Below are 26,818 nucleotides of genomic sequence, written 5' to 3'. Positions count from 1 at the left end.
CATCTGCTGATGGATCGCGCTTACGAAGGCAATGAAACCCGCCAGTTGGCGCTCGATCTTGGCTTCGTGCCGGTGGTTCCGCCCAAGTCCAATCGGGTCGATCCTTGGGAGTACGACAAGGAAATGTACAAGCGGCGCAACGAAGTGGAGAGGCTGTTCCGTCGCTTGAAGGGCTACCGACGGATTTTCACGCGCTTCGAGAAGCTGGATGTCATGTTCCTTGGCTTCCTCAGCTTCGTTCTGGTCGTTGATGGGCTTCGGATGTGTTAACAGGCCCTAATAAACCGTAGCAAGCAGTCGCTCGGTCGGCGTGGACGGCGCACTCGGAACCGGCGCGTACAAGGGAGACGCGCCGATTCCGAGCATCGGCCGCGCTCGCCTGGCCGTGAGCGCGGGCATGTTGCCAGCTGCGCTAAAACTTCAGATGCAGGCTGGCCATGTAGCGGCGTCCACTCCTGTAGCGGCCGGTCAGATGGTCCTTGTCGCCCAGATACTGCAGGTATTGCTCGTCCAACAGGTTCTGCGCGTCGACCTGCAGCGACCAGTTCGGGCTGAACGCATAGCCGACGCTGGCGCAGAGTTCGGCGTAGTCGTCCACGCTTGCCGGAGCCGCACCGGCCACATACCCGCCCGCCAGATAGCTGTCGCGCCAGTTGTAGGTCAGCCGTGCATTGAGTGGGCCTTTTTCGTAGTACGGGCTGAAGGCGATGCTGTTGCGCGATTGATAGGGCAGGGCATCGCCGGTGTTGTTTTCGCCGGCAGCATAGGTGTAATTGGCGGTCAGGCCGAAGCCGCTGTCGCCGAACGGCTGCTGGAAGGAGATGTTGAAGCCCTTGACCTTGCCATCGCCGGCATTGCGCGGCCGCTGGATGCTGTAGTCGCAATAGCCGTCGGCGGTACAGCCATTGCTGCCCACCAGCTGCGCCCAGCTTTGCGGTGCGGTATCGCGCAGTGCGTTGTATTGGCGTTCCACGCTGGCGCTGGTGTCGATGTAGTTGTTGATCTTCTTGTAAAACAGCGACCACGCCACCACCGCTTGTTGCGCGAAGTAGTACTCGGCAGAGAGGTTGAAATTCCAGGATTCATACGGCGACAGCTCTGCATTGCCGCCGCTGCCGGTCAACGTGGTGTCGTTGAGAAAGGTGTTGTTGACCATCTGGTTGTACGGTGCCCAGGCGATGACCTTGGCCGCAGCGAAGCGGAATACCCAATCGTCGCTGGTGTCGTACGACAGCGTCAGCGAAGGCAGCAGAAAGTCTTCCTTGCGGGTACGGGTCTGCCACAGGCTATCGGCGTTGGCGAGCGAGGGCGTACCGCTGTAGACGAAGCCGCTGCCTTCAGTCTTGGAATCCACATAGCGCACGCCGAGATTGCCGCGCAGACCGCCGCCGGAAAAGTTCAGCTGCGCATAGGCCGCGTTGTTGGTCTGCTCCAGCGCCCAGCTATTGTTGAGATAGCTGGCCGGGTCGGGGGCGTTGTCGTCGATCGGACTGTTGCGGATCCAGTTCAGCACATTGTTGCGGCCCGCCTGCACATGCTGGCCGTGATCGGGATAGAAATCCTGCAGATCGGTCAGCCCGATGGTGCCGACATCGGCCAACTTGCCTGGGGTGACGCCGCCATCAACATTCAGTTCGAAGCGCTCGTCATGCTTGCCGTGGCGCACGCCGAACAGCAATTGATTGAATACCCCATCGAACTGCAGATTGAAATCCAGCTGGCCGTACGTGTCTTTGCTCTCGGTGGAAAAAATACCTTTGTTGCCGAACCAGCCGCCGGCCGAACCCCAGTTGGCTGGGTCGCGTGCCGCCGCCGGATCGTCGAAGCGGATGCCGCGGCGGGTGTCCCAGCTGAAACCGCCGTTGTAGAACGGCTCGATGAAGTATTGCGAGAGATCGTTGTTCTCGGACTTGCTCTGTCCCACCTGTCCATTTAAACCCCAAACGTCGCCGCGGAAGGCACCGCGCAAGTCCAGCCCTTTAGTGGTTACTTCCGATTCGCGTACGTTGTTGTCGTAGATCACCGTGCCGCCTAGCGGGCTGGCATTGGCATTGGCATTGGCACTGGCATTGGCATTGGCATTGGCATTGGCATTGGCATTGGCATTGGCATTGGCATTGGCACTGGAGTGACCACTGGTGACCACCCCGTTACGGACGCCGCCGAGCTGGTCCACCGCGGCCACCGTCCCGGGATTCCAAGTGAGAAAGCTGTACATCGACTGGTTGTAGTTGTCGAAGTTTTCGTTGATGTACAGGCCGCTTAGATTGAACTCCAGCGCATCGCTGGGCGTGAGCTGCAGGTTGACCACGGCACTATCGCGCTCGCGATCCTGCTGGAACCAGGCCGCGTTGATGGAGTTCGGCACATCCGCATCGGCCGGCACGCCACCTGCGGCATTGGCGAAGGTCCTGGCCGGTACATAGCCAAAGACTTCCATGCCGCGGCGGTCCACGCGTTCTTCGTAATGCTGCGCCGACACTGCGATGCCGAAGGTCTCGGCCGCGTTCTTCCAGCTGTAGAGCAGTGCGGCGTTTGGTTTGTCCTGACTGGCTTGGTCGCTATCGCTGTAGCCGATGGACGCGGCCACTTCGTTGACCTTCAGATCCAACGGCTGTCGTGTATGCATCAGCACCGTGCCGCCCAGGCTGCCTTCGGTGAGGCGCGCTTCGGACGACTTGAGGATTTCTGCACGGCCCAGGATCTGCGGGGCCAGCAAGGTGTAATCGAAACCGCGGCTGGGCTGTTCGCCGTACAACCAGATCGCCTGTGCGAGCGGGTGCCCATCCAGGAACGACAGATTGAGGCTGGGGTCGGTGCCGTCGATACTCACGCGCTCGCCTTGCCCGAAGCGTCTGTCCAAGGTGACGCCGGGAATCTGCGAGAGCGCTTCGGCCACGTTGGTACTTGGGAATTTGCCGATGTCCTCGGCGGTGATCGCCTCGGAAATGCCGGTGTTGTTGCGTTTGGTATCGAGCGATTTTTCCAGGCTGGCACGGATGCCGACCACCTGGACGGCGTCCAGATCGGTGGCTTGCGCACCAGCGCTGTCCTGGGCTTGCGCAGCGAATGCCAGCGACATTGCAATGGCGCTGGGCAGCAGGGTCGTGCTGTATTTCATGATGTCTCTCCTCATCACGCACAGGGATGGACGGCGGGCTGCTGCTCGCCGGATGCGGGTCTTGCAGACGCGTGCTCGGGGTAGAGCGCGTAGTGGATCGCTTACGCCAGGTGAGTATGGTGTTGCAGATACCAGTTCGCCGCGCCAAGCACGCCCAGTTGCCCGTGCTCGACCAACCTGATCGGGATACGTTCGAGCACTGCGCGCATGTTGCCCTTGGCCAGAAAGCGTTCGGCGAATGTGCTGCCGGCCAGGAACTGGCCGATCGTCGGCAGGAAACCATCAGCCAGATAGATACCGCCGGCAGCGTCGCAGGCCAGCGCCATGTCGCCGACCGCGCTTCCAAGCAGGCCGCAAAAAAAGCTGCAATCATGCGCGCGCCAGCGCATCGTCTTCGTACAGCGCCGCGTGCGTCACGGCGGCGGGCAGGCGATGACGCGGTGCTGCGGCATGCAGCTCGCACACGGCGTGATCCAGATGCAGCAGACCCGGGCCGGAGAGTACGTGCTCAAGCGGCAGATAGTGCCGGCCGCGTAACAGGAGTTGCAGCAATGCGCGTTCTTGCTCACGCGTGCCGGCCAGCGCGAGCTGACCGGCTTCGGTGGCCAGCACGAGATCGCGCGCGGCGTGGCATCGATCCACACTGCTGCCCCCAAACCCGTGCCGGGGCCGACCACCAGAATCGGCCCGGTGGTGCGGGCGTGGCGCGGCGTAGGCCCGCTCAGTTGCAGCACGGCCCGTTGTTCCATCTGCGGTGCCGGGTAGGCGACTGCGTCGAAGTCGTTGACCAGGTGCACGTTGCGCACCGTGAGCGCGGCGCCGATGCGGCTTGGCGAGATCGTCCACGGCAGGGTGTTGCTGAGAGGAAGCTGCCATCGTCCAGTGCCACGCCGGCGTTGGCGATCACCACCGCATCGACAGCACGCTGTTGCTGCAGAAAGTCCCCGAGGATGGCTTCCAGACTGGCGTGTTCGGCGCAGCGATAGCTGCGGTAATGCGATAGCGCGATCGCTGCATCGCTGGCCTGCACCATATGATCTAGACGCACATGCGCGCCGCCGACATCGGCAGCGATGAAGCTGGTAGCAACCGGGACAGCGGGCGAAGCAGAGACGTCAGCGGAACGCGAAATCGCAGCCACATTCAGTCCTTCGGTCCGTCTGGTGGCCGATGCCGTCAGCGAGTACGGGCCTGTGTAGAAGTCGGTGACAACGATGTTAATGGATCAGTTGGGTTGGATCGATCTTGCTGGCGTGCTCAAGTGAAAAAATGTGCAATTTGGCGTTGTCTGTGCGGACTGCGTTGCGCAAGGCGGACAAATACGTCCAACGCACACCGTGGTCAAATACCAGGCGGGCCCGGTAAGCGCGTGCGTTGCGCTCAGCTGGCCGCCACGCGTTTTAGTCGGCTGTCGCTAACTCCCGAAACGTCAAAGCGTGCTTCAACGCACAGCAGCACCGCTGGTCGCCCCAGGCAACGTGCTGCAGGCCGCGTGGTCGGTGGGCGGCGCCTGGGTGGGGTAGCGCTGCTTGCCGAGCACATAGGTCTGGCTGGTGGAAACAAACCCATCCGCGTAGGTGGCTTCGACGAAGTACGCGCTCCAGCCGTCGTCCGGAACCTGGACCGGCACCGAGACCGTGCCGCCGTTGGCGTGTGCAATAGGCGTGGAGCTGTAGCGAATGCCGCAGGCGTAGCGAAAGTCGCGCGCTTGCGGATTGGTCGCGCTCCACAGCTGCAGCTGCGTTGGCGGCTCGGAGGAGCGGAAGCGGATCTGCGGCGCCTTGCCCGGATGCAAGGTATCGCTCACCTGCGGCAGCGGGCGCTGCTGTTGCAGCCGCGTGATAAACGGCGCCAGAGTGTCGACGATGGAGGCGCGGATGTTGTGCGCGCTGTTGGGCAGTACGCGCAGCGCCTTGATGCCCGGCAGCGCGTTGTAGAAGAACTGGGTGTTGTCCGGCAGGAAGAAATCGTCGCCGCTGGCATTGACGATGTACTTGGGTACTGCCAGCCGCTTGCGATAGGGGGTGTCCAGATAGCGCAGTGGATCCTGCAACTGCACCAGTTGCGCGAAGGCCGGCGTCTGCAGTTGCGAGGTGATGCCCTGTTTCGCGTAGGCGTCGAAGGCAATCGGCCAATTGCCGCCATAAGTACGCGACATATGCTCCAGCACTGCCGGCATGTTGAGGATGTCGATCACGAACGGCACCACCGCCTCCACACGCTGGTCGGCGATGGTGGCGTGCCAGCTGGCCCAACCGCGTTTGGAAGCGCCGGCAAGGACGAAGCGATGGATTCGCAACGGTGCCAATTCGCGCTCGGCAAGGCTCATGGTGCGTGCAATCGCAGCGGCCATCGGCACATGCAGCGGCATGGTCATACGTTGCTGCGGCGCTTTCAGAAACAGCGACCAGGTATAGGCCACGCTGTCATCTTCGCGACGTGGGTTGGCATCGCCTTGGTAGTTGAGCGCTTGGTTGGGAATATCGCTGAGCGCGATCACCACGGTGCGGGTGCGCTGCGCCAAGGCCGCCAATGCCTCGGGCGGCAGTTCGCTGGACGGCTGCGCTGTGCTGCCATCCAGCGGATGACGCGTGCCGTTGGTTGAGATCAACACAGCGCGGGTAGGCAGCGCCTCTTTCGGCACGTAGATCGCCACGTCGTGCTGCCAACGTGCCGGCGTGACCAGTCCTTCGGGCGACCAGTCTTGCGAGGTCAGCAGGTAATCGCGCCGCTCGACACCGGTAACGTTGCTGGTGCCAACGCGCGTGTAGATCAGTGGCTGTTGTTCGATGGCGTCGTGGTAACACACCAGCGCCTGGGCGAAGCCCACCTCGGGTGCACGCGCGCAGCGCTCCACCGGTGGCGCGGCAGGAACGGCTGAATCAGCGGGCGCGACGCCTGCGAAAAACATCAGGGACGTCAGCAAGGCGACGCTGCAACGGGTCATCGGGCACATGCATATTCTCCGTATGTCGGGCGGCGGCCCGCGTGTTTGCGGGCAATCGCGCGGGAAAGACGTGGCCAGCAGGCGCGTCAGCTGGGTGTGTTGGGCGCAGTGTGAGCGGAAGTGTACGTGGTATCTAGTGCTACCGAGCACCGCAGCTATCGCTGTCGCGCAGGGGCTGCGTCTTCACTGATGCTGAGTGCGATGATCGCGTGCGTCGCTTCAGCTGCGCCGAGCGTGGTGGGGTCGCGGCCAGGTTTGCGGCTCGTCTGCCGGGATCAACGCTAACTTGCGCGTGCACTGCTCTGCAGCAGGCGATCAATGCAGCGGTGGCAGTTGCATGTCACGGGCGCAACGCGTGGCGGCCGGATTCGCGTAGCGCGTGTCACTTCCAAGCGCGGCGCCCGCCATCGGCAGCCGCGCGATGTGAGCTCGTGGGCTTACTTGATCCGCCGCACCTTTGCCGGTGTGTTGTAGCCCTCGATCTGCAGATACCACACGCCGACCAGACCCGGCTTGATCTTGACCTTGGGGGCGTCCTTGCGCACACCGGACAGGCTGGCAGCATCGGTCTGCTCCCACTGCTGATCGTTCGCCAGCGTGTAGACGCTCCCCTTCGAAAAGCCCCTGAACTCGCCAACCAACGTGCTCTCGATCGGCTCCTTGCTGCCGAAGTCGAAGAAACCGCGGTTCTTGACGATCACTTCCTGGCGCCCGGCTTCCTTGGCCTGTTCGACCACCACCGCGGCCTCCTTGGCGACCTTGCCTTGCAGCCAGTCATTGAGCGCGGCCAGCTCGCTGGCATTGAGCTTGTCCAGGCCGGCGGCCTTGAATTGTTCGGCGCTCATTTGCGATTGCAGATCGCCTTGCACCGCGCGTTGCGCCAGGGCGGGGGCGGCATGCAATGCCAGGGTCAGACAGACCAGCAAGGGAATGCGGCGCACGCGCGACATGGAAGCCATCCAAGGAAGAAGACGCGGCTAGTGTAGACGCTGTTGACGCGGGCCGATGCGGCTTACTCCAGCGTGTCGGCGGTGGCTGGGGCCGGGCGTTCGGGGCGGCGGTAGATGAACTCCGGCGCCGGCGCTGCCGCCTCACGCTCGGCAGTCGCGCGTACCTGTGCATGTGCGGGCGAACGTTCGCACACCGGGTCCAGCGTGGCGGCATTGCCGCTGAGCGCCAGCGCCTGGCAGCGGCAGCCGCCCCAGTCGATCTCGCGCTTGGGGCAGCCCTGGCAGACCTCCGGCATCCACGCGGTGCCACGGAAGCGCACGAACGCCTCGCCGTTGTTCCAGATATCGGCCAGCGCGCGCTCGCGCAGATTGTCGAAGCGCATGCCCTCGATGGTTTCGGCGGCATGGCAGGGCAGCACATCCCCGCGCGGAGAAATATTGACGAAGCGCTGGCCCCAGCCGCCCATGCAGGGCTTGGGCTGGCGCGCGTAGTAATCGGGAGTGACGAAATCGATTGCCAGGCTGTCGCCGAGCTCGCGACGCGCGGTGTCCACCGCGTCGATGGTGGCCATCAGTTGCTCGCGGCTGGGCATGAGCGCAGCGCGATTACGCAGGCCCCAGCCGTAGTACTGGGTGTGCGCCACTTCGATGCGCTCGGCCTGCCATTCCAGCGCCAGCGCGATCATGCCCGGCACGCGCTCGGCGTTATGACGGTGCAGCACCGCGTTGATCGTCAGCGGCAGGCCGCGCGCGCGTACGGCTGCAGCGAAGTCGCGCTTCTTCGGCAGGCTATTGCGGTAGCCCGCGATGCGGTCGGCGCCGGCTGGATCCACGTCCTGCACGCTCAACTGCACGTGTTCCAGCCCGGCTGCCTGCAGTTGGTCCAGCATCGGCTCGCCGCCAGCGACACCGGAGGTGATCAGATTGCTGTACAGCCCCAACGTGCGCGCATGCGCCACCAGCTCGGGCAGATCCTTGCGCAGCATCGGTTCGCCACCGGAAAAATGCGCTTGCAGCACACCCATCTCGGCGGCCTGCTCCAGCAAGGAGCGCCAGCCGGCGGTGTCCATTTCTTCACGCAGCGCGGCCAGCGCAATCGGGTTGGAGCAATACGGGCACGCCAACGGGCAGCGGTGGGTCAGTTCCAGCAACACCGACAGCGGTGGCGGCGCAGTGGTCATAGCCGCAGCAGACGTTTCTGCTGCAGGGTGGCGGTGAGTTCGATCACGTCGGCTTCGATATCCGCCGCGTCCGCATCGAACTCTGCAGCCAGCTCCTGTGCGATCTGTGCCAGCGAGCGCGTGCCGTCGTAGCGTTGCGCGACCACCTCAGATCGTCCCTCCGACTGAGCCTGACTGAGGCAATAGCTCCATCAACCATGCGAGCTCCTCTTCGTTGAATGCCGGGAAATCATCCGCTGCCCCTGCGAAGGGGGCCGCATCTTGTTCCCACAGCACGGTGCTGGACGCTGCCAGGTCGGCAGCGATGGGCGTACCAGGATCCGGGAGGCCGCCCCCGATCCTGGTACGCGGGCGTTTTACCCTCCAGCTGAGGGGCAAATGCAGCGCATCGTGCTGTTCGGGAACGCGCACCTCGAAAGAGTGCTGTGCGGAGGGGCCGGTGACAGCACGATCCGATCGGGACCGTTTACGGCTGCTTGCCCCTGTCTGATCTCCCTCGTGCATTGGGCTAGGCGCATCAAGGTCACGCTCCAGCGAATCGGCGAATGCATGCAAAGACGCCTGATCCGGTGTTTGAGCTGAAGTAGGGGACGGTTTGGCCCTTTTCATCCCTGATGCCTGGAGGATACGGTCCCAACGCTGTGAGGCTGGGGGGAGCGTTCCACCGCGGGCTTCGAGTTCGGTGACGCCCACTCTGCGAAAGAGCTGTACCAACCCGTTCCTGCTCATCCCGAACTGCGTCATGGCGTCATCGAATGCTTGCGCTGGGTGGGAGTGGCTCTGGAAAAAACCAAGCACGCGCACCACGTGCGCGAGGTCGGGAACGTGATGGGACGTGCGTTCGGGAATGCGGCGATTGATTCTTCTGATCAATTCCGGCGCGTGCGGCAATCCCTTTTTCACTGCATCCAGGGCAGGACGTCCGCCGAGGCAGGCCAAGGCGACGAGGTGGTCGTTGGTCAACGCGGCCAACGCCGGATCAGGGCGAGATAACTGGGCAACAATGCTCTCCAGCGCCTGCTTGCCGCCATTGCTGGCGATGGCCACGACCTGGTCCGGGGTCAGGCCATGGTCCTGGCACAGCACCGGCAACAGCCGCTGCACCGTCTCCAGCGCCTGCTTGCCGCCGCCATGGCTGGCGATGGCCACGACCTGGTCCGGGGTCAGGCCATGGTCCTGGCACAGCACCGGCAACAGCCGCTGCACCGTCTCCAGCGCCTGCTTGCCGCCGTTATTGTTGGCGATGGCCACGACCTGGGCCGAGGTCAGGCCATGGTCCTGGCACAGCACCGGCAACAGCCGTTGCACCGTCTCCAGCGCCTGCTTGCCGCCGCCATGGCTGGCGATGGCCACGACCTGGTCCGGGGTCAGGCCATGGTCCTGGCACAGCACCGGCAACAGCCGCTGCACCGTCTCCAGCGCCTGCTTGCCGCCATCGTGGCTGGCGATGGCCACGACCTGGTCCGGGGTCAGGCCATGGTCTTGGCACAGCACCGGCAACAGCCGCTGCACCGTCTCCAGCGCCTGCTTGCTGCCGTCATTGCTGGCAATGGCCACCACCTGGTCCAGGGTCAGGCCATGGTCCTGGCACAGCACCGGCAACAGCCGCTGCACCGTCTCCAGCGCCTGCTTGCCGCCAATATGGCTGGCGATGGCCACCACCTGCGCCGGGGTCAGGCCATGGTCCTGGCACAGCACCGGCAACAGCCGCTGCACCGTCTCCAGCGCCTGCTTGCCGCCATCGTGGCTGGCGATGGCCACGACCTGGTCCGGGGTCAGGCCATGGTCCTGGCACAGCACCGGCAACAGCCGCTGCACCGTCTCCAGCGCCTGCTTGCCGCCGTTATTGCTGGCGATGGCCACGACCTGGTCCGGGGTCAGGCCATGGTCCTGGCACAGCACCGGCAACAGCCGCTGCACCGTCTCCAGCGCCTGCTTGCCGCCAATATTACTGGCGATGGCCACCACCTGATTACTGGCGATGGCCACGACCTGGTCCGGGGTCAGGCCATGGTCCTGGCACAGCACCGGCAACAGCCGCTGCACCGTCTCCAGCGCCTGCTTGCCGCCGTTATTGTTGGCGATGGCCACCACCTGGTCCGGGGTCAGGCCATGGTCCTGGCACAGCACCGGCAACAGCCGCTGCACCGTCTCCAGCGCCTGCTTGCCGCCATTGCTGGCGATGGCCACCACCTGGTCCGGGGTCAGGCCATGGTCCTGGCACAGCACCGGCAACAGCCGCTGCACCGTCTCCAGCGCCTGCTTGCCGCCATCGTGGCTGGCGATGGCCACCACCTGGTCCGGGGTCAGGCCATGGTCCTGGCACAGCACCGGCAACAGCCGCTGCACCGTCTCCAGCGCCTGCTTGCCGCCATCGTGGCTGGCGATGGCCACGACCTGGTCCGGGGTCAGGCCATGGGCCTGGCACAGCACCGGCAACAGCCGCTGCACCGTCGCCAGCGCCTGCTTGCCGCCATCGTGGCTGGCGATGGCCACGACCTGGTCCGGGGTCAGGCCATGGTCCTGGCACAGCACCGGCAACAGGCGCTGCACCGTCTCCAGCGCCTGCTTGCCGCCATTGCTGGCGATGGCCACCACCTGGTCCGGGGTCAGGCCATGGGCCTGGCACAGCACCGGCAACAGCCGTTGCACCGTCTCCAGCGCCTGCTTGCCGCCGCCATTGCTGGCGATGGCCACCGCCTGCGCCGGGGTCAGGCCATGGGCCTGGCACAGCACCGGCAACAGCCGCTGCACCGTCTCCAGCGCCTGCTTGCCGCCATCGTGGCTGGCGATGGCCACCACCTGGTCCGGGGTCAGGCCATGGGCCTGGCACAGCACCGGCAACAGCCGCTGCACCGTCTCCAGCGCCTGCTTGCTGCCGCCATGGCTGGCGATGGCCACCACCTGGTCCGGGGTCAGGCCATGGTCCTGGCACAGCACCGGCAACAGCCGCTGCACCGTCTCCAGCGCCTGCTTGCCGCCACTGCTGGCGATGGCCACCACCTGCGCCGGGGTCAGGCCATGGGCCTGGCACAGCACCGGCAACAGCCGCTGCACCGTCTCCAGCGCCTGCTTGCCGCCATCGTGGCTGGCGATGGCCACCACCTGGTCCGGGGTCAGGCCATGGGCCTGGCACAGCACCGGCAACAGCCGCTGCACCGTCTCCAGCGCCTGCTTGCCGCCGCCATTGCTGGCGATGGCCACGACCTGGTCCGGGGTCAGGCCATGGGCCTGGCACAGCACCGGCAACAGCCGCTGCACCGTCTCCAGCGCCTGCTTGCCGCCACTATTGCTGGCGATGGCCACCACCTGGTCTGGGGTCAGGCCATGGGCCTGGCACAGCACCGGCAACAGCCGCTGCACCGTCTCCAGCGCCTGCTTGCCGCCGTTATTGCTGGCGATGGCCACCACCTGGTCCGGGGTCAGGCCATGGGCCTGGCACAGCACCGGCAACAGCCGCTGCACCGTCTCCAGCGCCTGCTTGCCGCCGTTATTGCTGGCGATGGCCACCACCTGCGCCGGGGTCAGACCATGGGCCTGGCACAGCACCGGCAACAGCCGCTGCACCGTCTCCAGCGCCTGCTTGCCGCCATCGTGGCTGGCGATGGCCACCACCTGCGCCGGGGTCAGGCCATGGGCCTGGCACAGCACCGGCAACAGCCGCTGCACCGTCTCCAGTGCCTGCTTGCCGCCATCGTGGCTGGCGATGGCCACCACTTGGTCCGGGGTCAGGTTCAGGGGGGCACCCGTCAGTGCATTGCGCGATGCATGCACTGCCTCCACTGCGGTCACGCCGCCACGTTTTGCAATCTTGAGAAGTTGGCCTGTGTCCAACTGTAACGGCGGACCTCTCAACTCCCCCGCCTTCGTGAACAAGGCCTCCAGGGCGCGTGCGCCGGACCACTGTTTGCCGACGCCAACGATGTCTTCGTGTGTCGCCTCTGGCAACGCCGTGATTATGTGCTGATACGTGACAGCGACGGTCCCTAACGCTGCCGGGTGTTGGCTGAGCGCAACGATGTGCGCGTGTGTAAACCCATGGCCCACCAGTGCCTCGTGGTGCTGCGCCACTGTCGAACGCACCTTCGGTTTGATCTTCTCTTGCTGCTGCTGACTGTAGCCGAGCGTGCGTAGATCCACCTGCGCGGCCGGCGAAGCGTCGGAGGGTTGCGCCGCACGCCGTCGCGGGGCCGGCTTGGCGCGCGGCGGCCGCGCGGCAGTGACAGCGACACGCACGGTGGGTGGCGGGTCATCGGCTGCACGCAGACCCGATTGCACCTCATCCCACTCTGCTGGGGCAGCCGCTGTATGCGGCGTGCCGACGGCAGGCATCGAATCAAGAAGCGATGTATCAAGAAGCGACGGATCGAACTGACGGAGCAGATCGCTGAAGCTGCCCGCCGAGAACGCAGGCGAGGGCGCAGGGGGAGATGGCAGCCGGGTCCGGGACATCGTCCGCCGAGCGGGCAAGCCATCCAGGGGGCCGCCAGCAGGCGGAGCCCCCCCCCGATCTGCAGTCGGCTGAACCCTATCCGGTTGGGGTCCGGGCAGAAGCTCGCGGGCAGGACTTGGCGTGCGCGAACGAATGGGATCCATAATGCGATCTCGTCCAGCTCGACCACGCGTTCGGGTGCGAGCAGCACCCACTGATCACGTGTGCGGTCGTGCTGCAAGCGCACGCCTGCACGCAGGGCCGGCTGGCTATCGCGAGTAATGCTGCTCACGCTGCGACCCGGCTGGCGTCGCGGTCCGGCACGAAGGCATCCGGCCACACGATGCCTGGGGTCACGTAGGCCACATGCAATGCATCCAACTGCGCCCACAGCACCGAGCACTTGAAGTGCAGGGCTGCCTTGACCAGCGCTTGCTTTTCGACCGTATCGGCATGTTGCTTGACGTAATCCAGCGCGAAATCCGAATCGCGTGGCGCCTCGGTCAAACGATGCTCGAAATAGGCCAGCGCGTCGGACGACACGAAGTCGTAATGCTTGAGCATGCCGGCCACGCGCTGGCCGATGATGTTGGGCGCGAAGAGTTCGGTCAGCGACGAGGCGATCGCTTCGAGCAGGCTTTTTTCGCTTACGAACTGCAGATACGCCTGCACCGCAAAGCGGGTACCGGGCAGCAGCGCGCGCCCGGATTCCACCAGCGTGCGGTCCAGGCCCAGCGCGTCGGTCAGATGCAGCCAGCGCGCGATGCCGCCATCGGTGGCGCTGTTGCCGTCGTGATCGACGATGCGTTGGCGCCAGATCCGCCGCAGCGCCGGGTCTTCCATGCGCGCCAGGATCGCGGCGTCCTTCAATGGAATGCAGCGCTGGTATTCGAAGCGGTTCAAGGCCCAGGCCTGCACCTGCCCACGATCGAGCTTGCCGTGATGCAACAGCGCATGGAATGGATGCTGGTCGTGATACAGACGCGCACCGATGGCACGCAGGTCTGCTTCCAGTTGATCGGGGCTGAGCAGCGCACTCACAGAGCGATCTCCAGGCCGTCGTGGGCAACTTCCCAACCGCTGGCACGCGCGGTGGCGAACTCGGGCGACTGGGTGTTGAGCACGGGATTGGTGGTGTTGAGATGGATGAAGATTTTGCGCGCCACGTTCAACGGCGCGAATGCGGCGATCGTTCCCTCAGGGCCGTCGATGCTCATATGGCCCATGCGTTGGCCGGTTTTCTGGCTGATGCCTAGCTGCACCATTTCGTCGTCGCGCCATAGCGTGCCATCGAAGAACACCAGCTCGGCGCCGTGCAGTCGGGCGCGCAAGGCGTCGGTCATCGCCGCGCAACCGGGGATGTAATGCACGCGGTGCTGGCTATCGTCGATGGTGAGCCCAAGTGTTTCTTCTTGAGAGCCAGCCAGATCGCCGCCGCTGCGCGATTCCATGAACAACGGCACCTTGCCGGGCACAGAGAATGGGGTCAGCTGCAGCCCGCTTACTGTCAGTGGCGCGTTCAGCGTGAATGGCTGCCGGCTCACGTACTGCGGGTTCACGGCGTCGAAGATCGGATTCTGCGCGAGCAAGTCCAGCACGCGGCGGCTGGCATGCAGCGCGAACGGCTGGCTTTCGCGCATCGAGAGTAGCCCCGCGATGTGGTCGATCTCGCCGCTGGTCAGCAGCACCGCCTTGATCGGCGAATGTCGTAGTCCCTGCTGCGGCCACAGGGCAGGCGTTGCGAGAATTTGTTGGCGGAAATCGGGTGAGGCGTTGATCAGCACCCAACGCTCGCCGTCTGCGCTGACCGCGATGCTGGCCTGGGTACGACGTTGGGCACCGTCTGCTTGCTGCCACGCCCGCAGACTCGCGGGTGTATGGCAATTCCACTGCGGGTGCCCACCGCCGGCCGCCGATCCCAAAACAATGATGCGCATGGAGAGCTGTGACCTAAATCTGCCGGCAACTGCCGGTCATGCATCACACGGAAGGCGGCAAGGTGAGTATGAAACGTGCAGGATCAAAACTCGCCGGAGACGTAGCAGTTGATTTCGGCGCCACAATTGACTTCACGAACGACAGGCTTCTTCCAGGTCTTCATTCGGCTACCTCGCAGTTGGGAAAACGTCGCGGGTTGCTGGATGCAACCGGCGAAGTGGCCTGAGCATAGGCAGGCGGTTTGGCGCAGTTGTAAAGGGCATGTAAAAAAATGCGTCGGTGCCGATTTTCGTTTGCGGCGCTATTCCGCTTTCCAGGCCGAGCGGTTATGAATCAAGACGTTGCCGGGTGAACCTGGCATAAGCACCAGACCCTTCTCGCATTGCGAACGCGGTACCACCACGCGTTGTGGAGAAGGTGACGCGCACGTTACCGTAGTCATCAGCCATCTGTTGGTGCCCGCCACCGTGTCCACTGTTGTGACCAGTTCCTCATTCGATCGCCTGCAGGCTTTGTTGCAGCGCCCGGCCGTGGCCTCCATTTCCCCGGCATTGCGCGAAGCGTTGGCGCGGGCCTGGCAGGAGCTGCCGCCCGCGCAGACCGATAACGTGCCGTGGGCCCTGCTTGGCGACACCCTGGACGCACTGGCGCTGCTGGCGGCCGACGAGGCCACATTGATTGCAGCATTGCTGTTCGATCTGCCCGCGCTGCGCGGCGCGGTGACCGACCTGCCGTGGCAGCCGGCGGAGCGGCGGGTGGCAGTGGAAGGATTGCTGGATGGCCTGGATGCAGCCGATCAGGTCTGGGCGCTGCATGCCGGGCGCGAGGCCGGGCGCAACAGCGAAGGGTTGCGGCGACTGCTGCTTTCCATCATCCACGACCTGCGCGTGGTGCCGATCCTGTTGGCGCGGCAGCTGTCGCGCATGCGTGTGGCCGACCGTCTCAGTAAAGAACAGCGCCATGCACTGGCCCAACTCACGCGCGACATCCACGCGCCGCTGGCGAACCGGCTGGGCATCTGGCAGGTGAAGTGGGAGCTGGAAGATCTGGCGTTCCGGCATCTGGAGCCTGACACCTATCGCCGCATCGCCCGCGAAGTGGACGAAACCCGCGTGGCGCGCGAGCGCTATCTGGAAGCGGTCAAGCGCACCTTGTCGGCGGCGCTCGCCCAGCAGGGCCTGCGCGCAGACGTCAGCGGGCGGCCCAAACACATCTACAGCATCTGGCGGAAGATGCAGAAGAAGCGGCTGTCGTTCGATCAGCTATACGACATCCGCGCGGTGCGGGTGATGGTCGACGATGTGGCGGCCTGTTACGCCGCGCTGGGCGCTGTGCATTCATTGTGGGCGCCGGTGCCGAGCGAGTTCGACGATTACATCGCCCGGCCCAAGGCCAACGATTATCGCTCGCTGCATACCGCGGTGGTCGGCCCGGAAGGGCGCACGATCGAAATCCAGATCCGCACCCATGAGATGCACGCCCAGGCCGAACTCGGCGTGGCTGCGCACTGGAAATACAAGGAAGGCGGCAAGGGCGGCGAAAAGGCCTTCGACCGCAAGATTCTGTGGATGCGCCAGCTGCTGGAACAGGTGCAGGAAGGCGAGCACGGCGAACTGGCCGGCGCGCTGGATGCCGAGCTGATCGAAGACCGCGTGTATGCGCTGACCCCCAAGGGCGAGGTGATCGATCTGCCGCAAGGCGCAACGCCGCTGGATTTTGCGTACCACGTGCACACCATGGTCGGGCATCGCTGCCGCGGCGCGCGCGTCAACGACCGCATCGTGCCGCTGACCTACCGGCTGCGCAGCGGCGACCGTGTGGAGATCATGACCGCGAAGGAAGCGGACCCGCGCCGCGACTGGTTGCTGGCCTCCAACGGTTTTCTGGCCAGCGGGCGTTCGCGCGACAAGGTGCGTGCGTGGTTCCACAAGCTGGACCGCGCGCGCAACGTGCAGGCCGGCAAGGATTTGCTCGATCGCGAGCTCAAACGCCTGGGCCTCCAGCATGCGGATCTGAGCGTGGCCACGCGCAAATTCCACGCCGACACCATCGACGATTTGTATATCCAGGTGGCATTGGGCGATACCGGGCCGAATCAGGTCAGCCGCGCATTACTGGAAGCCGAGCGTGCCGCCTCGCAGCCGGCGGTACCGGCGCCCCCGCGGCCGACTGCGCGTCGCGAGGGGTTGGGCAAATCCAAATTCACCGTGGAGGGCGTGGGCAACCTGCTGGTGCAGCTGGCGCGGTGTTGCCAACCCGTGGCGGGCGAGCCGATTGCCGGTTACCTCACCCGCGGCCGCGGCATCACCGTGCATCGCACCGATTGCGCGGCATTGGCGCGCTTGGCCGCCGCCCACCCGCAGCGGGTCTTGCCGGTGGAGTGGGGCAAGGCCGGCACCGGCTACGAGGTCGATGTGCAGGTGCGCGCGGTGGACCGCCGCTGGCTGCTCAAGGACATCACCAACCTGATCGCCCAGGAAGACGCGCACGTGCTGGAAATCAATAGCGACAACGTGCGCGACACGGGCAGGGCGCAGCTGCGCTTGCGCCTGAAGGTGAGCGATTACGACCAGCTGTCCGGACTGCTTGGCAAGCTGGACGCGCTGCCCGGAGTGAGCGAGGTACGGCGGCTAGGCTGAGCGCGCCGAAAATTTTGCTGGCGCCCATCGATTGGAAACAAACAGCACGCAAGGGACGTGAGTTGTGCTTGCCTGCCGAATCCCGAATCCCGAATCCCGAATCCCGAAGAGCCCACACCGCCTTCGCAACCCACACCGCTACCATAAGGCGGTGAACGCCCCCCCGTCAGGTCGCGCCAAGGATGGACGCCACCGCATGTCTCTGCTCCCGCGCTGGGTCAGATCGCCCCGTCTCTGGGTGCCACTGCGCAGTCGTGCGCTCTGGCGCGTGGTACTGGCCTTGTGCGCCTGCCTGTTGCTGACCGTGGTCGTGCTGCGCAAGCCGCTGGCCGATTGGCTGTGGCCGGACACGCGCATCCAGCAATTGCTGCAGCGGGGCGATGCCGCATTGGCCCGCGGCCAGCTTAGCGCTGCCCATGGCAGCGGTGCGCGCGAATTGTTCGCCGCCGCGCTTGCGTTGGATAGCGACCGTGGGGAAGCCCGTGCCGGGCTGGCGCGGACCGGCGCTGCCGCAGTGGTGCAGGCGCGTGCGGCAATCGCGGCCGGCGATGTCGCAGCAGCGCAACGCAGGCTGGCGCTGGCCACCGCCCTGGAAGCGCCGCAGGCACAGATCGCCCCAGTGGCCGCGCGGCTGCACGCGCTGCAGGCGCGCCGGGTCGGGCTGGATGCCTTATTGGCGCAGGCGGCGATGGCCCAGCAGCAAGGTCGCCTGGACGGCACGCCCGACAGCGCGTTGCCGCTGTACCAGCGCATCCTGGCCCTGGCGCCCGATCGCACCGACGCCCTGGAAGGTCGCGAAGACGCCTTGACCGATCTGTTGGCGCAGGCACGCCACGCATTGGCGCGCGATGCGCTCGGTGAGGCGTCGGCGTTGCTGGCCGCAGCCAAGCGTTACGACGCCGGGCATGTCGACATGCCGCTGACCGAAGGCCAGTACCACCGCGTGCTGGAACAACGCCGCCAACGTGCACAGGCCTTGCTACGCCGTGGCCGCCTGGCTCCGGCTGCGCGCGATTTCAACGCGGTGCTGGTGGCCGAGCCGGACGATGCAATCGCCCAGCGAGGCCTCGATCAGGTGGCGGACGAGTACGCCGCACAAGCTAGCCGGCAAGCGGCGGATTTTCACTTCGACGATGCGCTGCAATCAGTCCGTCAGGCGCAGCTGCTGGTGCCGGGCGCTACATCCATTGTGCAGGCCGAGCAGGCGATTGCGCGCGCGCGAGACGCCCAGCGCGGCCCAACCGCGGGCCTGTCGCGCGGCACCCGCGAGCGCCGTCTGCGGGCATTGCTGCAGCGCGTTGCCGATGCCCAAGCGCAGCAACACTGGATGACCCCGCCTGGCGTCAGCGCCTACGACGCGGTACGCGCCGCGCAGGCGCTGGCACCGCGCGATCCGCGCGTGCTGCAGGCTGCGGCGCGCGTGGTGCCGGCAAGCCAGCGTTGTTTCGAGGACGAACTGCGCAACAATCGCCTGCGTGCCGCGCGTGGGTGTCTCGATGCCTGGCAGGCACTGACACCCAATGCCGATGCCCTGGCCGGCGCGCGTCGCCGCCTTGCACAACGCTGGGTTGCGGTCGGAAGCGAACGGCTGGGCCAGGAGGACGCCGCATTCGCCCGCCGTGCGCAGGACGAAGCGCACCAACTGGATCCCGAACTGCCGGAATTGGCGGAGTTCACGCGACGGGTCAAGGCCGTCGCCGAGCAGCGTTGAGTGGTTGCTGGCGGTGTCGGCAACTTCGGAGCTTGCCGAACCTGTAACTCAAACGAGGCTTCAAAGCCCCTATCCGATGACATCGCAAGCGCCGGAACTGCGGGGCGAGCGCACGCGCGACACGCTGTGTCGCCTCTAAAACAAAAGCGCAGTGAATCTGCTAAGCGCACTCCTTCCCCCACCGGGAGAAGGTGCCCTGAAGGGGCGGATGAGGGTGCGTGCGAAGCCTGGCGATCGGTCTCCATGCCGATGGATGAATGATCAGTCAGGCGGCGCATTGTGCGGTGGTGCGGCGCACAGGCTCCGTCCACCCTCCGCACACAACCACCTGCTCACTCCGCAATAAACAACGCCCGCACCGTCGCGCGCGCTGCATCCAGCGAAAAATACTCGGCCACGTTGCGCAAGCCGTTATCGGCCAGACGCTGCCACAGCGCTGCGTCCTGATACAGACGCACGATCGCAGCGGCGAACGCGTTTGCATCGTCGGCCACGCACACATCCTCGCCATCGCGCAGGTGCATGCCTTCCACCGCGCAGGTGGTGCCCACCACCGGCTGGCCGTGCGCCATGCTCAGATTGATCTTGCCTTTGACGCCCGCGCCAAAACGCAGCGGTGCCACCGCGATACGTGCGTTGTCCATGAACGGAACCAGATCCGGAACGTGACCGTGCAGCTGCACGCCGGTGCACTCGTCGGCCAACAATTTCAAGGCGTCAGGCAGGTCGGCACCGATACAATGAAACACCACATCGGGCAGCTGTGCACGGACCTGCGGAAAGATGGCGCTGATGAACCACTGCACCGCATCCACATTCGGCGGATGACGAAAGCCCCCGACGAACACCAGGTCGCGGCGTTGCGCGAAGCTGTGGCCACTGCCGGCGACGTCATGCAGGTTGGAAAGCAGGGCCGTGCGAATGTGCGGCGCATCTGTGCGCAGTTGCGCCTGTTCTGCGGCCGACACCAGCAAGGTGACATCGGTGGCCGCCATGATCTCGAGCTCGCGCAGGCGGGTGCGTTCTGCGCCATGCAGCAGATTGGCATCGCCAGCCACCTCGGCACCGCGGCGTTCGCGCAGGTAATGCAGGTCGACGGTATCGAACAAGGTGCGCGCCTGTGGCGCGTATTGCTTGAGCAACGGCAGACAGGCATGTGCGACGTGGTGGCGTACCAGTAGCACCACCGCAAACCGCGCACCGTGCGTGCGCAGCCAGCTGCCGACGCCTTCGAGAAACGGTGCGTACCAGACTTCGGCGCCGAGTTGCTGTAATGCCTGCGTATGGCGCCCGGCATGTTCGCGGCGGGTCGGCACGAAGACAACGTGGGCGCCTTCTTCGCGCAGCAGGCGGATCAGGTTGAACTGCCGCAGCGAGCCGGAATCGCGGTCCGGCTGCGGTACGCACTCGTCCAGGATCAATACCTGGCGCTGGCCGCGGTGCAGCAGTGCAGGCCCGGGCACGGTGCCCACCGGCAACTGCGCTTTAAGCGCCTGCTGCCACTTTTCGGCAAAGACGTTTTGATTGCGCACCTGATAGGCCTTCACCCCGGTGCGCGTATCGGTGCCGTTGCTGGTGCCCTCGTCATGCACCACCACGCTGGCCGGCTGCACCAGCACTTGGTAACCCGCTGCACGGACCGCAAACGCCAGATCGGTGTCTTCGTAGTACGCCGGCATGTAACGCCGATCCAGCCCGCCCAGCGTCTGCAACAGCGTGCGTGGCAGCGCGATGGCCGCGCCCGAGCAGTAATCCATCGCCCGCACATATGCATAGCGCGGGTCGTCGGACGATTCGAAGCGGCCGTAACTCCAGGCGCTGCCATCGCCGAACACCACGCCGCCGGATTCCTGCAGCCGCCCGTCCGGGTAGACCAGTTGCGCGCCGATCAGGCCGGCGCTTGGATGCTGGGCAAAGGTGTCGATCAACCGATCCAGCCAGCCGGGCTGCGGAATGGTGTCGTTGTTGAGCAGCACCACGAAATCGCCACGCGCCAGCGCAATGCCGTCATTGCAGGCGGCAATGAAGCCACCGTTGCTCGCACGCAGGTGATAGTGCAGGCCGGCAACTTGCGGCAATTGTTCGGCGGTGGCGTCGCTGCTGCCGTCGTCCACAACGATGATTTCCACATCCACCAGCGGCGGATGCGCCGCCAGCGAGCGCAGGCAAGCCAAGGTATGTGCGATGTGGTTGTAGACCGGAATCACCACCGACACCCGCGGCGCGGCGCTGTGCGGCAGCGCAAATGCGGCGAACGGGGCGGGTTGCGGCAGCCACAACGGCGTGCCGAGCGCGACCGGCGGCGCCTGCGTGTGGACGCGAATACGCTGCCAGGTGGCGCGCCAGCCGCGCGTGCGCATGCTGGCCATGCTGCGGTGGATCAGGCCAAGGATGCGATTGAACAGATAGCGCGCATCGGCCAAAGACATCGACATTGCGTTGGAACTCCAGCGTGGTATGGCAGTGAAACGTGGCGAGCAGAGCGCGGGGGCGAGGCAATTGGTGCGTCTGCCAACGCAGTGTACGAGCCGTGCCCGCTGCTGCCGAGAACACGTCGCTCCCAGCGAAGCGGCGTTGGTCGTTTTGTTAGCGGCTCTTAACGGTCGACGGGTGCGGTGGGTCACAGCCATGACAGCGCTGCGCTAGACTCGCCGGACTCTACATCCTCGCATTCCTGTGCCCCGACGCCACGACAACGACGCTCCCGACGATTTCGAGGACGATACCAACGCGCAAGGCTCCCGCTGGCAACGCAGACTCATCGTCTGGGGATTTGCCGCGTTCGCGCTGGCGCTCGGTTTCCTGATTCCCTATACGGTATATCTGAACAAGCAGGTCACCCAGCGCTTCGGCGAGTTGCGTTGGCAGATCCCGACCCGCGTGTACGGGCGGCCATTGGTGCTGGTGCCCGGCATCGCGCTGGATGCGGCCACGCTGAAGACCGAGCTGGATGCGGCGTCGTACAGTGACGACGGTCAGGCGAAGCTGCCTGGCACCTATCAGCAGGACGGCAGCCGCTTCACCATCGCCAGCCGCGGCTATATCGATGTGGATGGGCATGTGCCGGCGCGCCGTATCGACGTCAGCCTGGCGGGCGGGCGCGTGGCCACGCTGCGCGACGCCGGCGACCGCAAAGCGCTCGAAAGCGCACGCCTGGACCCGGCGCGCATTGCCACCCTGTACGGCCAAAAGCAGGAAGAACGCCGCCTGGTGCGCATGGAAGAAGTGCCCGAGCTGCTGGTCACCGGCCTGCAGGCGGTGGAAGATCGCGACTTCAACAGCCACCACGGCATCGATCTGAGTGGCATGGTGCGCGCGGCCTGGATCATGGCGCGCTCCGGCGGCCAGGTTCGCCAGGGTGCCAGCACGCTGACCCAGCAGTTGGCCCGCAGCGGCCTGCTCGGCATCGGCAAGGAACAGACGCTGACGCGCAAGTTCAACGAGATCCTGTACGCGGTGATCATGGAGGCGCGTTACGACAAGCGCACCATCCTGGAGGCCTATCTCAACCAGGTGTATCTGGGCCAGCGCGGCGGGCAGGCGATCCACGGTGTGTCGTCGGGCGCCGAGCTGTGGTTCGGCCGCGAACTCAATTCGATGACCACCGAGCAGATCGCGTTGTTGATCGGGCTGGTCAAGGGGCCGTCGTACTACGACCCGCGGCGCAACCCGGAGCGCGCGCTGGACCGGCGCAATTTCGTGCTCGGCAAGCTGCACGAAAACAACCTGATCAACGACGCCGAGTACAAGCGCGCGCTGGCCGCGCCGCTGGGCGTGCCCACCGAGCCCGGCCTGGTCGCAGCCAATCGTTTCCCCGCCTATGTGGACTTGGTGCGGCGCCAGCTGGCGCACGATTACCCGGAAGGCGTCCTGCAGGGCGCCGGCATGAGCGTGCTCACGGGCATGTCGCCGTCTGCGCAGGCGTATGCCGAAGGGGCGGTCACCGGCACCATCAAGCGGCTGGACAACAAGAAGCGCCCGCCGCTGCAGGCCGGGCTGGTGCTCACCGACGTGCACAACGGCGATGTGCTGGCGGTGGTCGGCAGCCGCGAGGTGGCCAAGCCGGGCTTCAATCGTGCGGTGGAAGCGCAGCGGCAGGTGGGCTCGTTGCTCAAGCCGTTCGTGTACATGCTGGCGCTGGCCTCGCCGGACCGCTGGGCGCTGTCCAGCTGGGTCGACGACTCGCCGGTCACCGTGCAGCTCAGCCGCGGCAGGACCTGGTCGCCCGGCAATTCCGACAACCGCAGCCACGGCACTGTGCGTCTGGTCGATGCGCTGGCGCATTCCTACAACCAGGCCACGGTGCGGGTGGGCATGCAGGTCGGCGCAGACCGCATCGCGCAACTGATCCAGGTCTTGGCCGGCATCAAGGCCGAGCCCAATCCGGCCTTGATCCTGGGCACGACCGACCAGAGCCCGTATGGCATGGCGCAGCTTTACCAGTTCCTGGCGGCCGGCGGCGAGATCCAGCCGCTGCACGCGGTGCGCGGTGTGCTCGATCCGCAGGGCAAGCTGCTCAAGCGCTACGACAAGACCCCGGCACCGGCGCAGGAAGGCGATTCGGTGGCTGCCAACCTGATCAGCATCGGTCTGCAGCAGGTAGTCAGCAACGGTACCGCGCGCCAGCTGCTGGGCGATGGCCTGGGTCGCTTGTCGTCGGCCGGCAAGACCGGTACCTCCAACGATGGTCGCGACAGTTGGTATGCCGGCTATACCGGCGACCACCTGGCGGTGATCTGGATGGGCAACGACCAGAACGCCGAGACCGGCCTGTATGGCGCCACCGGCGCGATGCGGGTGTGGTCGAGCATCTTCGCCCGCCTGCCGAGTGCGCCATTGAAGGTCAGCGGCAGAGGCCTGGATTGGCAGTGGGTGGACGCCAGCGGTACCGGCGTGACCGACCCCGGTTGCCCGGGCGCGCGCCAGTTCCCGTTCGTGGTCGGCTTCACGCCGGCCTACGCCCCGTGTGCCGGCAATGCACCATCGATCGAAGCTGCGCCCGGCGAAGCGGCCGCACCCGCCGAACAATCCAGCGGCGGTGGCTGGCGCCGCTTCTTCGGTCTGGAAAAGAAGCCCGAACAACCCGCCCCGGCGCCTGCCACGGCCCCACCGGCGCATTGATTTGGAGTCACCCATGAACCGAATGCACCGTTTGCTGGTCATGATCGCCGTATCGGCCGCAGTCACCGCCTGCGTCACCGCACCGCCCGCACCGCCACCGACGCCGGTGGACCCGACGACCCCGACCCAGCGGCTGTTGCTGATCGAACGCGACGCTGGCGTGGACGACACCGAGCTGTCGGTGCAGCCGCTGCGCGACCCGCAGGTCGATGATTTGCGCGACACCTCAAAGAGCAAGCGTCAGGCCGGCGATCTGGCCGGCGCCGCCGCGGCGCTGGATCAGGCGCTGGGCCTGGTGTCGGGCGACCCGGCGATTCTGCAGGAACGCGCAGAAGTGTCCGTGCTGCAGGCCGACTGGCCGGCCGCCGAGCGCTTCGCCAAGCAGGCGATCGCGCTTGGCTCCAAGACCGGTCCGCTGTGCCGTCGCCACTGGGCCACCATCGAGCAGTCGCGGCTGGCGCGAGGCGAGAAGGAGAATGCTGCCTCGGCCAGGGCGCAGATCGCTGGCTGCACGGTGCCGGGCCTGAAGCGGTACTGAGATCTGCCACTCGGCGGGGCGTACCGCCTGACGACAGACCACCGGTCGCTGACGGAATCGCGTCTGGCGTGAAGCGGGTGTTGGGCATGCAGTGCGGGCAGCGTGCCTGCGCCTGGCTGCACTCCGTCACGTACACCCAGCCGCATCACTGCGCACGCGCTAGGCTGTCGCGCTTCCTCTGCGCTTTCCGTTTGGTCTCATGTCCCAACTTGCCACTGTCAGCATCGAAGCGCTCAGCGAGGGTGGGGCGCTTGCGCGTCAGCTCGACGCCTTCGCGCCACGTGCTGCGCAGTTGCGCCTGACCGGAGCGATTGCCGAGGCATTCGAGCAGCGCGATGTGTTGCTGGCAGAGGCCGGCACCGGCACCGGCAAGACCTACGCCTATCTGGTGCCGGCGCTGCTGTCCGGGCTCAAGACCATCGTTTCCACCGGCACGCGCGCGCTGCAGGATCAGCTGTTCCATCGCGATCTGCCGCGCGTGCGCGCCGCGCTGGGCGTGGGCCTGCGTAGCGCGTTGCTGAAGGGCCGCGCCAACTATCTGTGCAAGTACCGCACCCAGCAGGCGCGCGGTGAGCCGCGCTTTGCCACGCCCGAACAGGTCTCGCAGTTCCAGCGCATCGTGGCCTGGAGCGGGCGCACCCAGTCCGGCGACATGGCCGAACTCGAAGCCTTGCCCGACGACTCGCCGCTGCTGCCGATGGTGACCTCCACCGTCGACAACTGCCTGGGCACCGAATGCCCGTTCTATAGCGAGTGCTTCGTGGTGCAAGCGCGCCAGCGTGCGCAAGCGGCCGATCTGGTGGTGGTCAATCACCATCTGCTGCTGGCCGATCTGGCGCTCAAGCAGGAAGGCTTCGGCGAAATCCTGCCTGGCGCGCAGGCCTTCGTCATCGACGAAGCGCATCAATTGCCGGAGCTGGCGGCCAATTTCTTCGGCGAAAGTTTCGGCATGCGGCCGTGGCAGGAGCTGGCGCGCGACTGCATGGTCGAAGCGCGCCTGGTGGCCGGCGCGCAAGCCAGCCTGCAGGCGCCGATCCTGGCTCTGGACGACGCCTTGCGCAGCCTGCGCGCCGGCATGGAGGGGTTGCCGGCGCGTGGCACGCAATGGCGTGCGCTGGCCAAGCCGCAGGTGCGCGAAGGGTTCGACGCGGTGCTGTCGTCATTGGCACGGTTGGGCCAATCCCTGCTGCCTTTGCGTGAGGCCTCGCCTGGCTTCGATGGCTGCACCGCACGTGCGCAAGAAGCCTTGAATCGCCTGTCGCGCTGGTTGGGCGAAGACGTGTCAGTAGCTGATTTCGCGCAGGATCCGCCAGAAGAGACCGTCGACAACGATGTGCTCTGGTACGAACTCAGCCCGCGCGGCTTCCGCTGCCAGCGCACGCCGCTGGATGTATCCGGCCCGTTGCGCGAGCATCGCGAAAAATCGCATGCAGCCTGGGTATTCACCTCGGCCACGCTGGCGGTGGGCGGCGAGTTCGACCACATTGCGCAGCGTCTGGGTTTGAATGATCCGGTGACCTTGCTGCAACCCAGCCCGTTCGATTGGGCGCGTCAGGCCTTGTGCTATCTGCCGCCGAACCTGCCCGATCCGGCCGCACGCGGGTTTGGCACTGCGCTGATCGGTGCGTTGACGCCGGTGCTGGAAGCCTCCAAAGGCCGTGCGTTTCTATTGTTCGCCTCGCACCGCGCGCTGCGCGAAGCGGCCGAAGCCTTGCGCGGTGCGCCGTGGCCGTTATTCGTGCAGGGTGAGGCGCCGCGCGCGACCTTGCTACAGCGCTTCCGCGATTCCGGTAACGGTGTGCTGCTGGGCTCGGCCAGTTTCCGCGAGGGCGTGGACGTGGTCGGCGATGCCTTGAGCGTGGTGGTGATCGACAAGCTGCCGTTCGCCGCGCCCGACGACCCGGTGTTCGAAGCGCGCCTGGATGCGATTCGCCGCGAGGGCGGCAACCCGTTCCGCGACGAGCAGCTGCCGCAGGCGGTGATCGCGCTCAAGCAGGGCGTGGGTCGACTCATTCGCAGCGAAACCGACCGTGGCGTGCTGGTGCTGTGCGACCCGCGGCTGGTCAACAAAAGCTATGGACGCACCTTCATGAAATCGCTGCCGCCATTTGCGCGCACCCACGCCATAGCCGATGTGCAAGCGTTTTTTGGTGTTGCAGAGGCGGTGGGCGACAATGGCGTACTCGCGTTGCCGTTCGGCGATGATCGATCTTCTTATTCTTTCTGACTGCGGCCCTGCC

General features: G+C 65.6%; 17 protein-coding genes and 3 pseudogenes. 6 read left to right on the top strand and 14 right to left on the bottom strand.

Annotated features, from left to right (window positions below; translation table 11 throughout):
- Positions 1-270: IS5/IS1182 family transposase (locus tag WJW29_RS06700; protein ID WP_075243407.1), on the top strand; the 270-nt coding region annotated here is incomplete at its 5' end.
- Between the two features lie 142 nt (positions 271-412).
- On the opposite strand, the gene WJW29_RS06695 is transcribed toward WJW29_RS06700, so the two are convergent.
- From WJW29_RS06695 to pqqA, 13 genes and pseudogenes are all read right to left on the bottom strand, one after another.
- On the bottom strand, positions 413-3,121 hold the full coding sequence (locus WJW29_RS06695) for a TonB-dependent receptor (protein ID WP_113084400.1): 2,709 nt from the start codon (positions 3,119-3,121) through the stop codon (positions 413-415).
- Positions 3,122-3,222: 101 nt separating this feature from the next.
- Positions 3,223-3,447, bottom strand: a complete 225-nt coding sequence (locus WJW29_RS06690) for a glucokinase (protein ID WP_012445340.1) — start codon at positions 3,445-3,447, stop codon at positions 3,223-3,225.
- A gap of 43 nt (positions 3,448-3,490) precedes the next feature.
- Positions 3,491-3,918 (bottom strand): annotated as a pseudogene (locus WJW29_RS06685) (glucokinase).
- Positions 3,843-4,154 (bottom strand): glucose kinase, encoded by a 312-nt coding sequence (locus tag WJW29_RS06680; RefSeq protein ID WP_250637369.1) that lies wholly within the window; start codon positions 4,152-4,154, stop codon positions 3,843-3,845. Before WJW29_RS06680 ends, WJW29_RS06685 begins: the two are co-directional and overlap by 76 nt.
- Positions 4,155-4,562: 408 nt before the next feature.
- Positions 4,563-6,077, bottom strand: coding sequence for a PhoPQ-activated protein PqaA family protein (locus WJW29_RS06675; RefSeq protein ID WP_041182063.1), 1,515 nt, complete (start codon positions 6,075-6,077; stop codon positions 4,563-4,565).
- 428 nt (positions 6,078-6,505) lie between these two features.
- Complete coding sequence (locus WJW29_RS06670; RefSeq protein WP_011408171.1) at positions 6,506-7,018, bottom strand: hypothetical protein; 513 nt, start codon at positions 7,016-7,018, stop codon at positions 6,506-6,508.
- Between the two features lie 62 nt (positions 7,019-7,080).
- Positions 7,081-8,199: a pyrroloquinoline quinone biosynthesis protein PqqE gene (pqqE, locus tag WJW29_RS06665; RefSeq protein ID WP_011408172.1), complete on the bottom strand. Its 1,119-nt coding sequence runs from the start codon at positions 8,197-8,199 to the stop codon at positions 7,081-7,083.
- Positions 8,196-8,351, bottom strand: a pseudogene (gene pqqD, locus WJW29_RS06660) (pyrroloquinoline quinone biosynthesis peptide chaperone PqqD); the annotation flags it as partial. The pseudogene pqqD (WJW29_RS06660) and the gene pqqE, both read right to left, overlap by 4 nt.
- Positions 8,347-12,795: a type III secretion system effector avirulence protein AvrBs3 gene (avrBs3, locus tag WJW29_RS06655; RefSeq protein ID WP_011407859.1), complete on the bottom strand. Its 4,449-nt coding sequence runs from the start codon at positions 12,793-12,795 to the stop codon at positions 8,347-8,349. The pseudogene pqqD (WJW29_RS06660) and the gene avrBs3, both read right to left, overlap by 5 nt.
- Positions 12,789-12,923 (bottom strand): annotated as a pseudogene (gene pqqD, locus WJW29_RS06650) (pyrroloquinoline quinone biosynthesis peptide chaperone PqqD); the annotation flags it as partial. The pseudogene pqqD (WJW29_RS06650) and the gene avrBs3, both read right to left, overlap by 7 nt.
- Entirely contained in the window at positions 12,920-13,672 is a 753-nt protein-coding gene (gene pqqC / locus WJW29_RS06645) for a pyrroloquinoline-quinone synthase PqqC (RefSeq protein WP_041182064.1), read from the bottom strand. The gene pqqC and the pseudogene pqqD (WJW29_RS06650), both read right to left, overlap by 4 nt.
- Positions 13,669-14,568 carry a pyrroloquinoline quinone biosynthesis protein PqqB gene (gene pqqB / locus WJW29_RS06640; RefSeq protein WP_011258497.1) on the bottom strand — a complete coding sequence of 300 codons (900 nt, stop codon included), beginning with the start codon at positions 14,566-14,568 and terminating at the stop codon, positions 13,669-13,671. The genes pqqC and pqqB overlap by 4 nt, the downstream gene beginning before the upstream one ends.
- A gap of 83 nt (positions 14,569-14,651) precedes the next feature.
- On the bottom strand, positions 14,652-14,732 hold the full coding sequence (gene pqqA, locus WJW29_RS06635; protein ID WP_002812057.1) for a pyrroloquinoline quinone precursor peptide PqqA: 81 nt from the start codon (positions 14,730-14,732) through the stop codon (positions 14,652-14,654).
- A 289-nt stretch (positions 14,733-15,021) separates the two neighbouring features.
- Between pqqA and WJW29_RS06630 the strand changes: the two genes are divergently transcribed.
- On the top strand, positions 15,022-17,208 hold the full coding sequence (locus WJW29_RS06630; protein WP_012445331.1) for a bifunctional (p)ppGpp synthetase/guanosine-3',5'-bis(diphosphate) 3'-pyrophosphohydrolase: 2,187 nt from the start codon (positions 15,022-15,024) through the stop codon (positions 17,206-17,208).
- Positions 17,209-17,476: 268 nt separating this feature from the next.
- On the top strand, positions 17,477-18,919 hold the full coding sequence (locus WJW29_RS06625; RefSeq protein ID WP_027703398.1) for a hypothetical protein: 1,443 nt from the start codon (positions 17,477-17,479) through the stop codon (positions 18,917-18,919).
- A 332-nt stretch (positions 18,920-19,251) separates the two neighbouring features.
- On the opposite strand, the gene WJW29_RS06620 is transcribed toward WJW29_RS06625, so the two are convergent.
- Entirely contained in the window at positions 19,252-21,354 is a 2,103-nt protein-coding gene (locus WJW29_RS06620) for a glycosyltransferase (RefSeq protein ID WP_011408177.1), read from the bottom strand.
- Positions 21,355-21,595: 241 nt separating this feature from the next.
- Here WJW29_RS06620 and mrcB point away from each other — a divergent pair, with 241 nt between their 5' ends.
- The 3 genes from mrcB to WJW29_RS06605 all read left to right on the top strand — a co-directional run bounded on the left by mrcB (position 21,596) and on the right by WJW29_RS06605 (position 26,805).
- A complete protein-coding gene (mrcB, locus tag WJW29_RS06615) occupies positions 21,596-24,040 on the top strand; it encodes a penicillin-binding protein 1B (protein WP_011258501.1) in 2,445 nt (814 codons plus the stop codon).
- 13 nt (positions 24,041-24,053) lie between these two features.
- The gene (locus WJW29_RS06610; RefSeq protein WP_011408178.1) at positions 24,054-24,578 is read left to right on the top strand and encodes a hypothetical protein; all 525 of its coding nucleotides are present in this window, start codon (positions 24,054-24,056) and stop codon (positions 24,576-24,578) included.
- A gap of 199 nt (positions 24,579-24,777) precedes the next feature.
- Positions 24,778-26,805: an ATP-dependent DNA helicase gene (locus WJW29_RS06605; protein ID WP_011258503.1), complete on the top strand. Its 2,028-nt coding sequence runs from the start codon at positions 24,778-24,780 to the stop codon at positions 26,803-26,805.
- Positions 26,806-26,818: the final 13 nt, after the last annotated feature.

It is taken from the genome of Xanthomonas sp. JL1, from assembly GCF_038405005.1.
The sequence above is the reverse complement of the archived record's forward strand: the minus strand, read 5'-3'. Positions and strand labels throughout refer to the sequence as shown.

Coding starts and splice junctions, on each gene's coding strand:
- WJW29_RS06695 (WP_113084400.1), bottom strand. CDS start 3,121: ATGAAATACAGCACGACCCTGCTGCCCAGCGCCATTGCAATGTCGCTG.
- WJW29_RS06690 (WP_012445340.1), bottom strand. CDS start 3,447: ATGGCGCTGGCCTGCGACGCTGCCGGCGGTATCTATCTGGCTGATGGT.
- WJW29_RS06680 (WP_250637369.1), bottom strand. CDS start 4,154: ATGGTGCAGGCCAGCGATGCAGCGATCGCGCTATCGCATTACCGCAGC.
- WJW29_RS06675 (WP_041182063.1), bottom strand. CDS start 6,077: ATGTGCCCGATGACCCGTTGCAGCGTCGCCTTGCTGACGTCCCTGATG.
- WJW29_RS06670 (WP_011408171.1), bottom strand. CDS start 7,018: ATGTCGCGCGTGCGCCGCATTCCCTTGCTGGTCTGTCTGACCCTGGCA.
- pqqE (WP_011408172.1), bottom strand. CDS start 8,199: ATGACCACTGCGCCGCCACCGCTGTCGGTGTTGCTGGAACTGACCCAC.
- avrBs3 (WP_011407859.1), bottom strand. CDS start 12,795: ATGGATCCCATTCGTTCGCGCACGCCAAGTCCTGCCCGCGAGCTTCTG.
- pqqB (WP_011258497.1), bottom strand. CDS start 14,568: ATGCGCATCATTGTTTTGGGATCGGCGGCCGGCGGTGGGCACCCGCAG.
- pqqA (WP_002812057.1), bottom strand. CDS start 14,732: ATGAAGACCTGGAAGAAGCCTGTCGTTCGTGAAGTCAATTGTGGCGCC.
- WJW29_RS06620 (WP_011408177.1), bottom strand. CDS start 21,354: ATGTCGATGTCTTTGGCCGATGCGCGCTATCTGTTCAATCGCATCCTT.
- WJW29_RS06610 (WP_011408178.1), top strand. CDS start 24,054: ATGAACCGAATGCACCGTTTGCTGGTCATGATCGCCGTATCGGCCGCA.
- WJW29_RS06605 (WP_011258503.1), top strand. CDS start 24,778: ATGTCCCAACTTGCCACTGTCAGCATCGAAGCGCTCAGCGAGGGTGGG.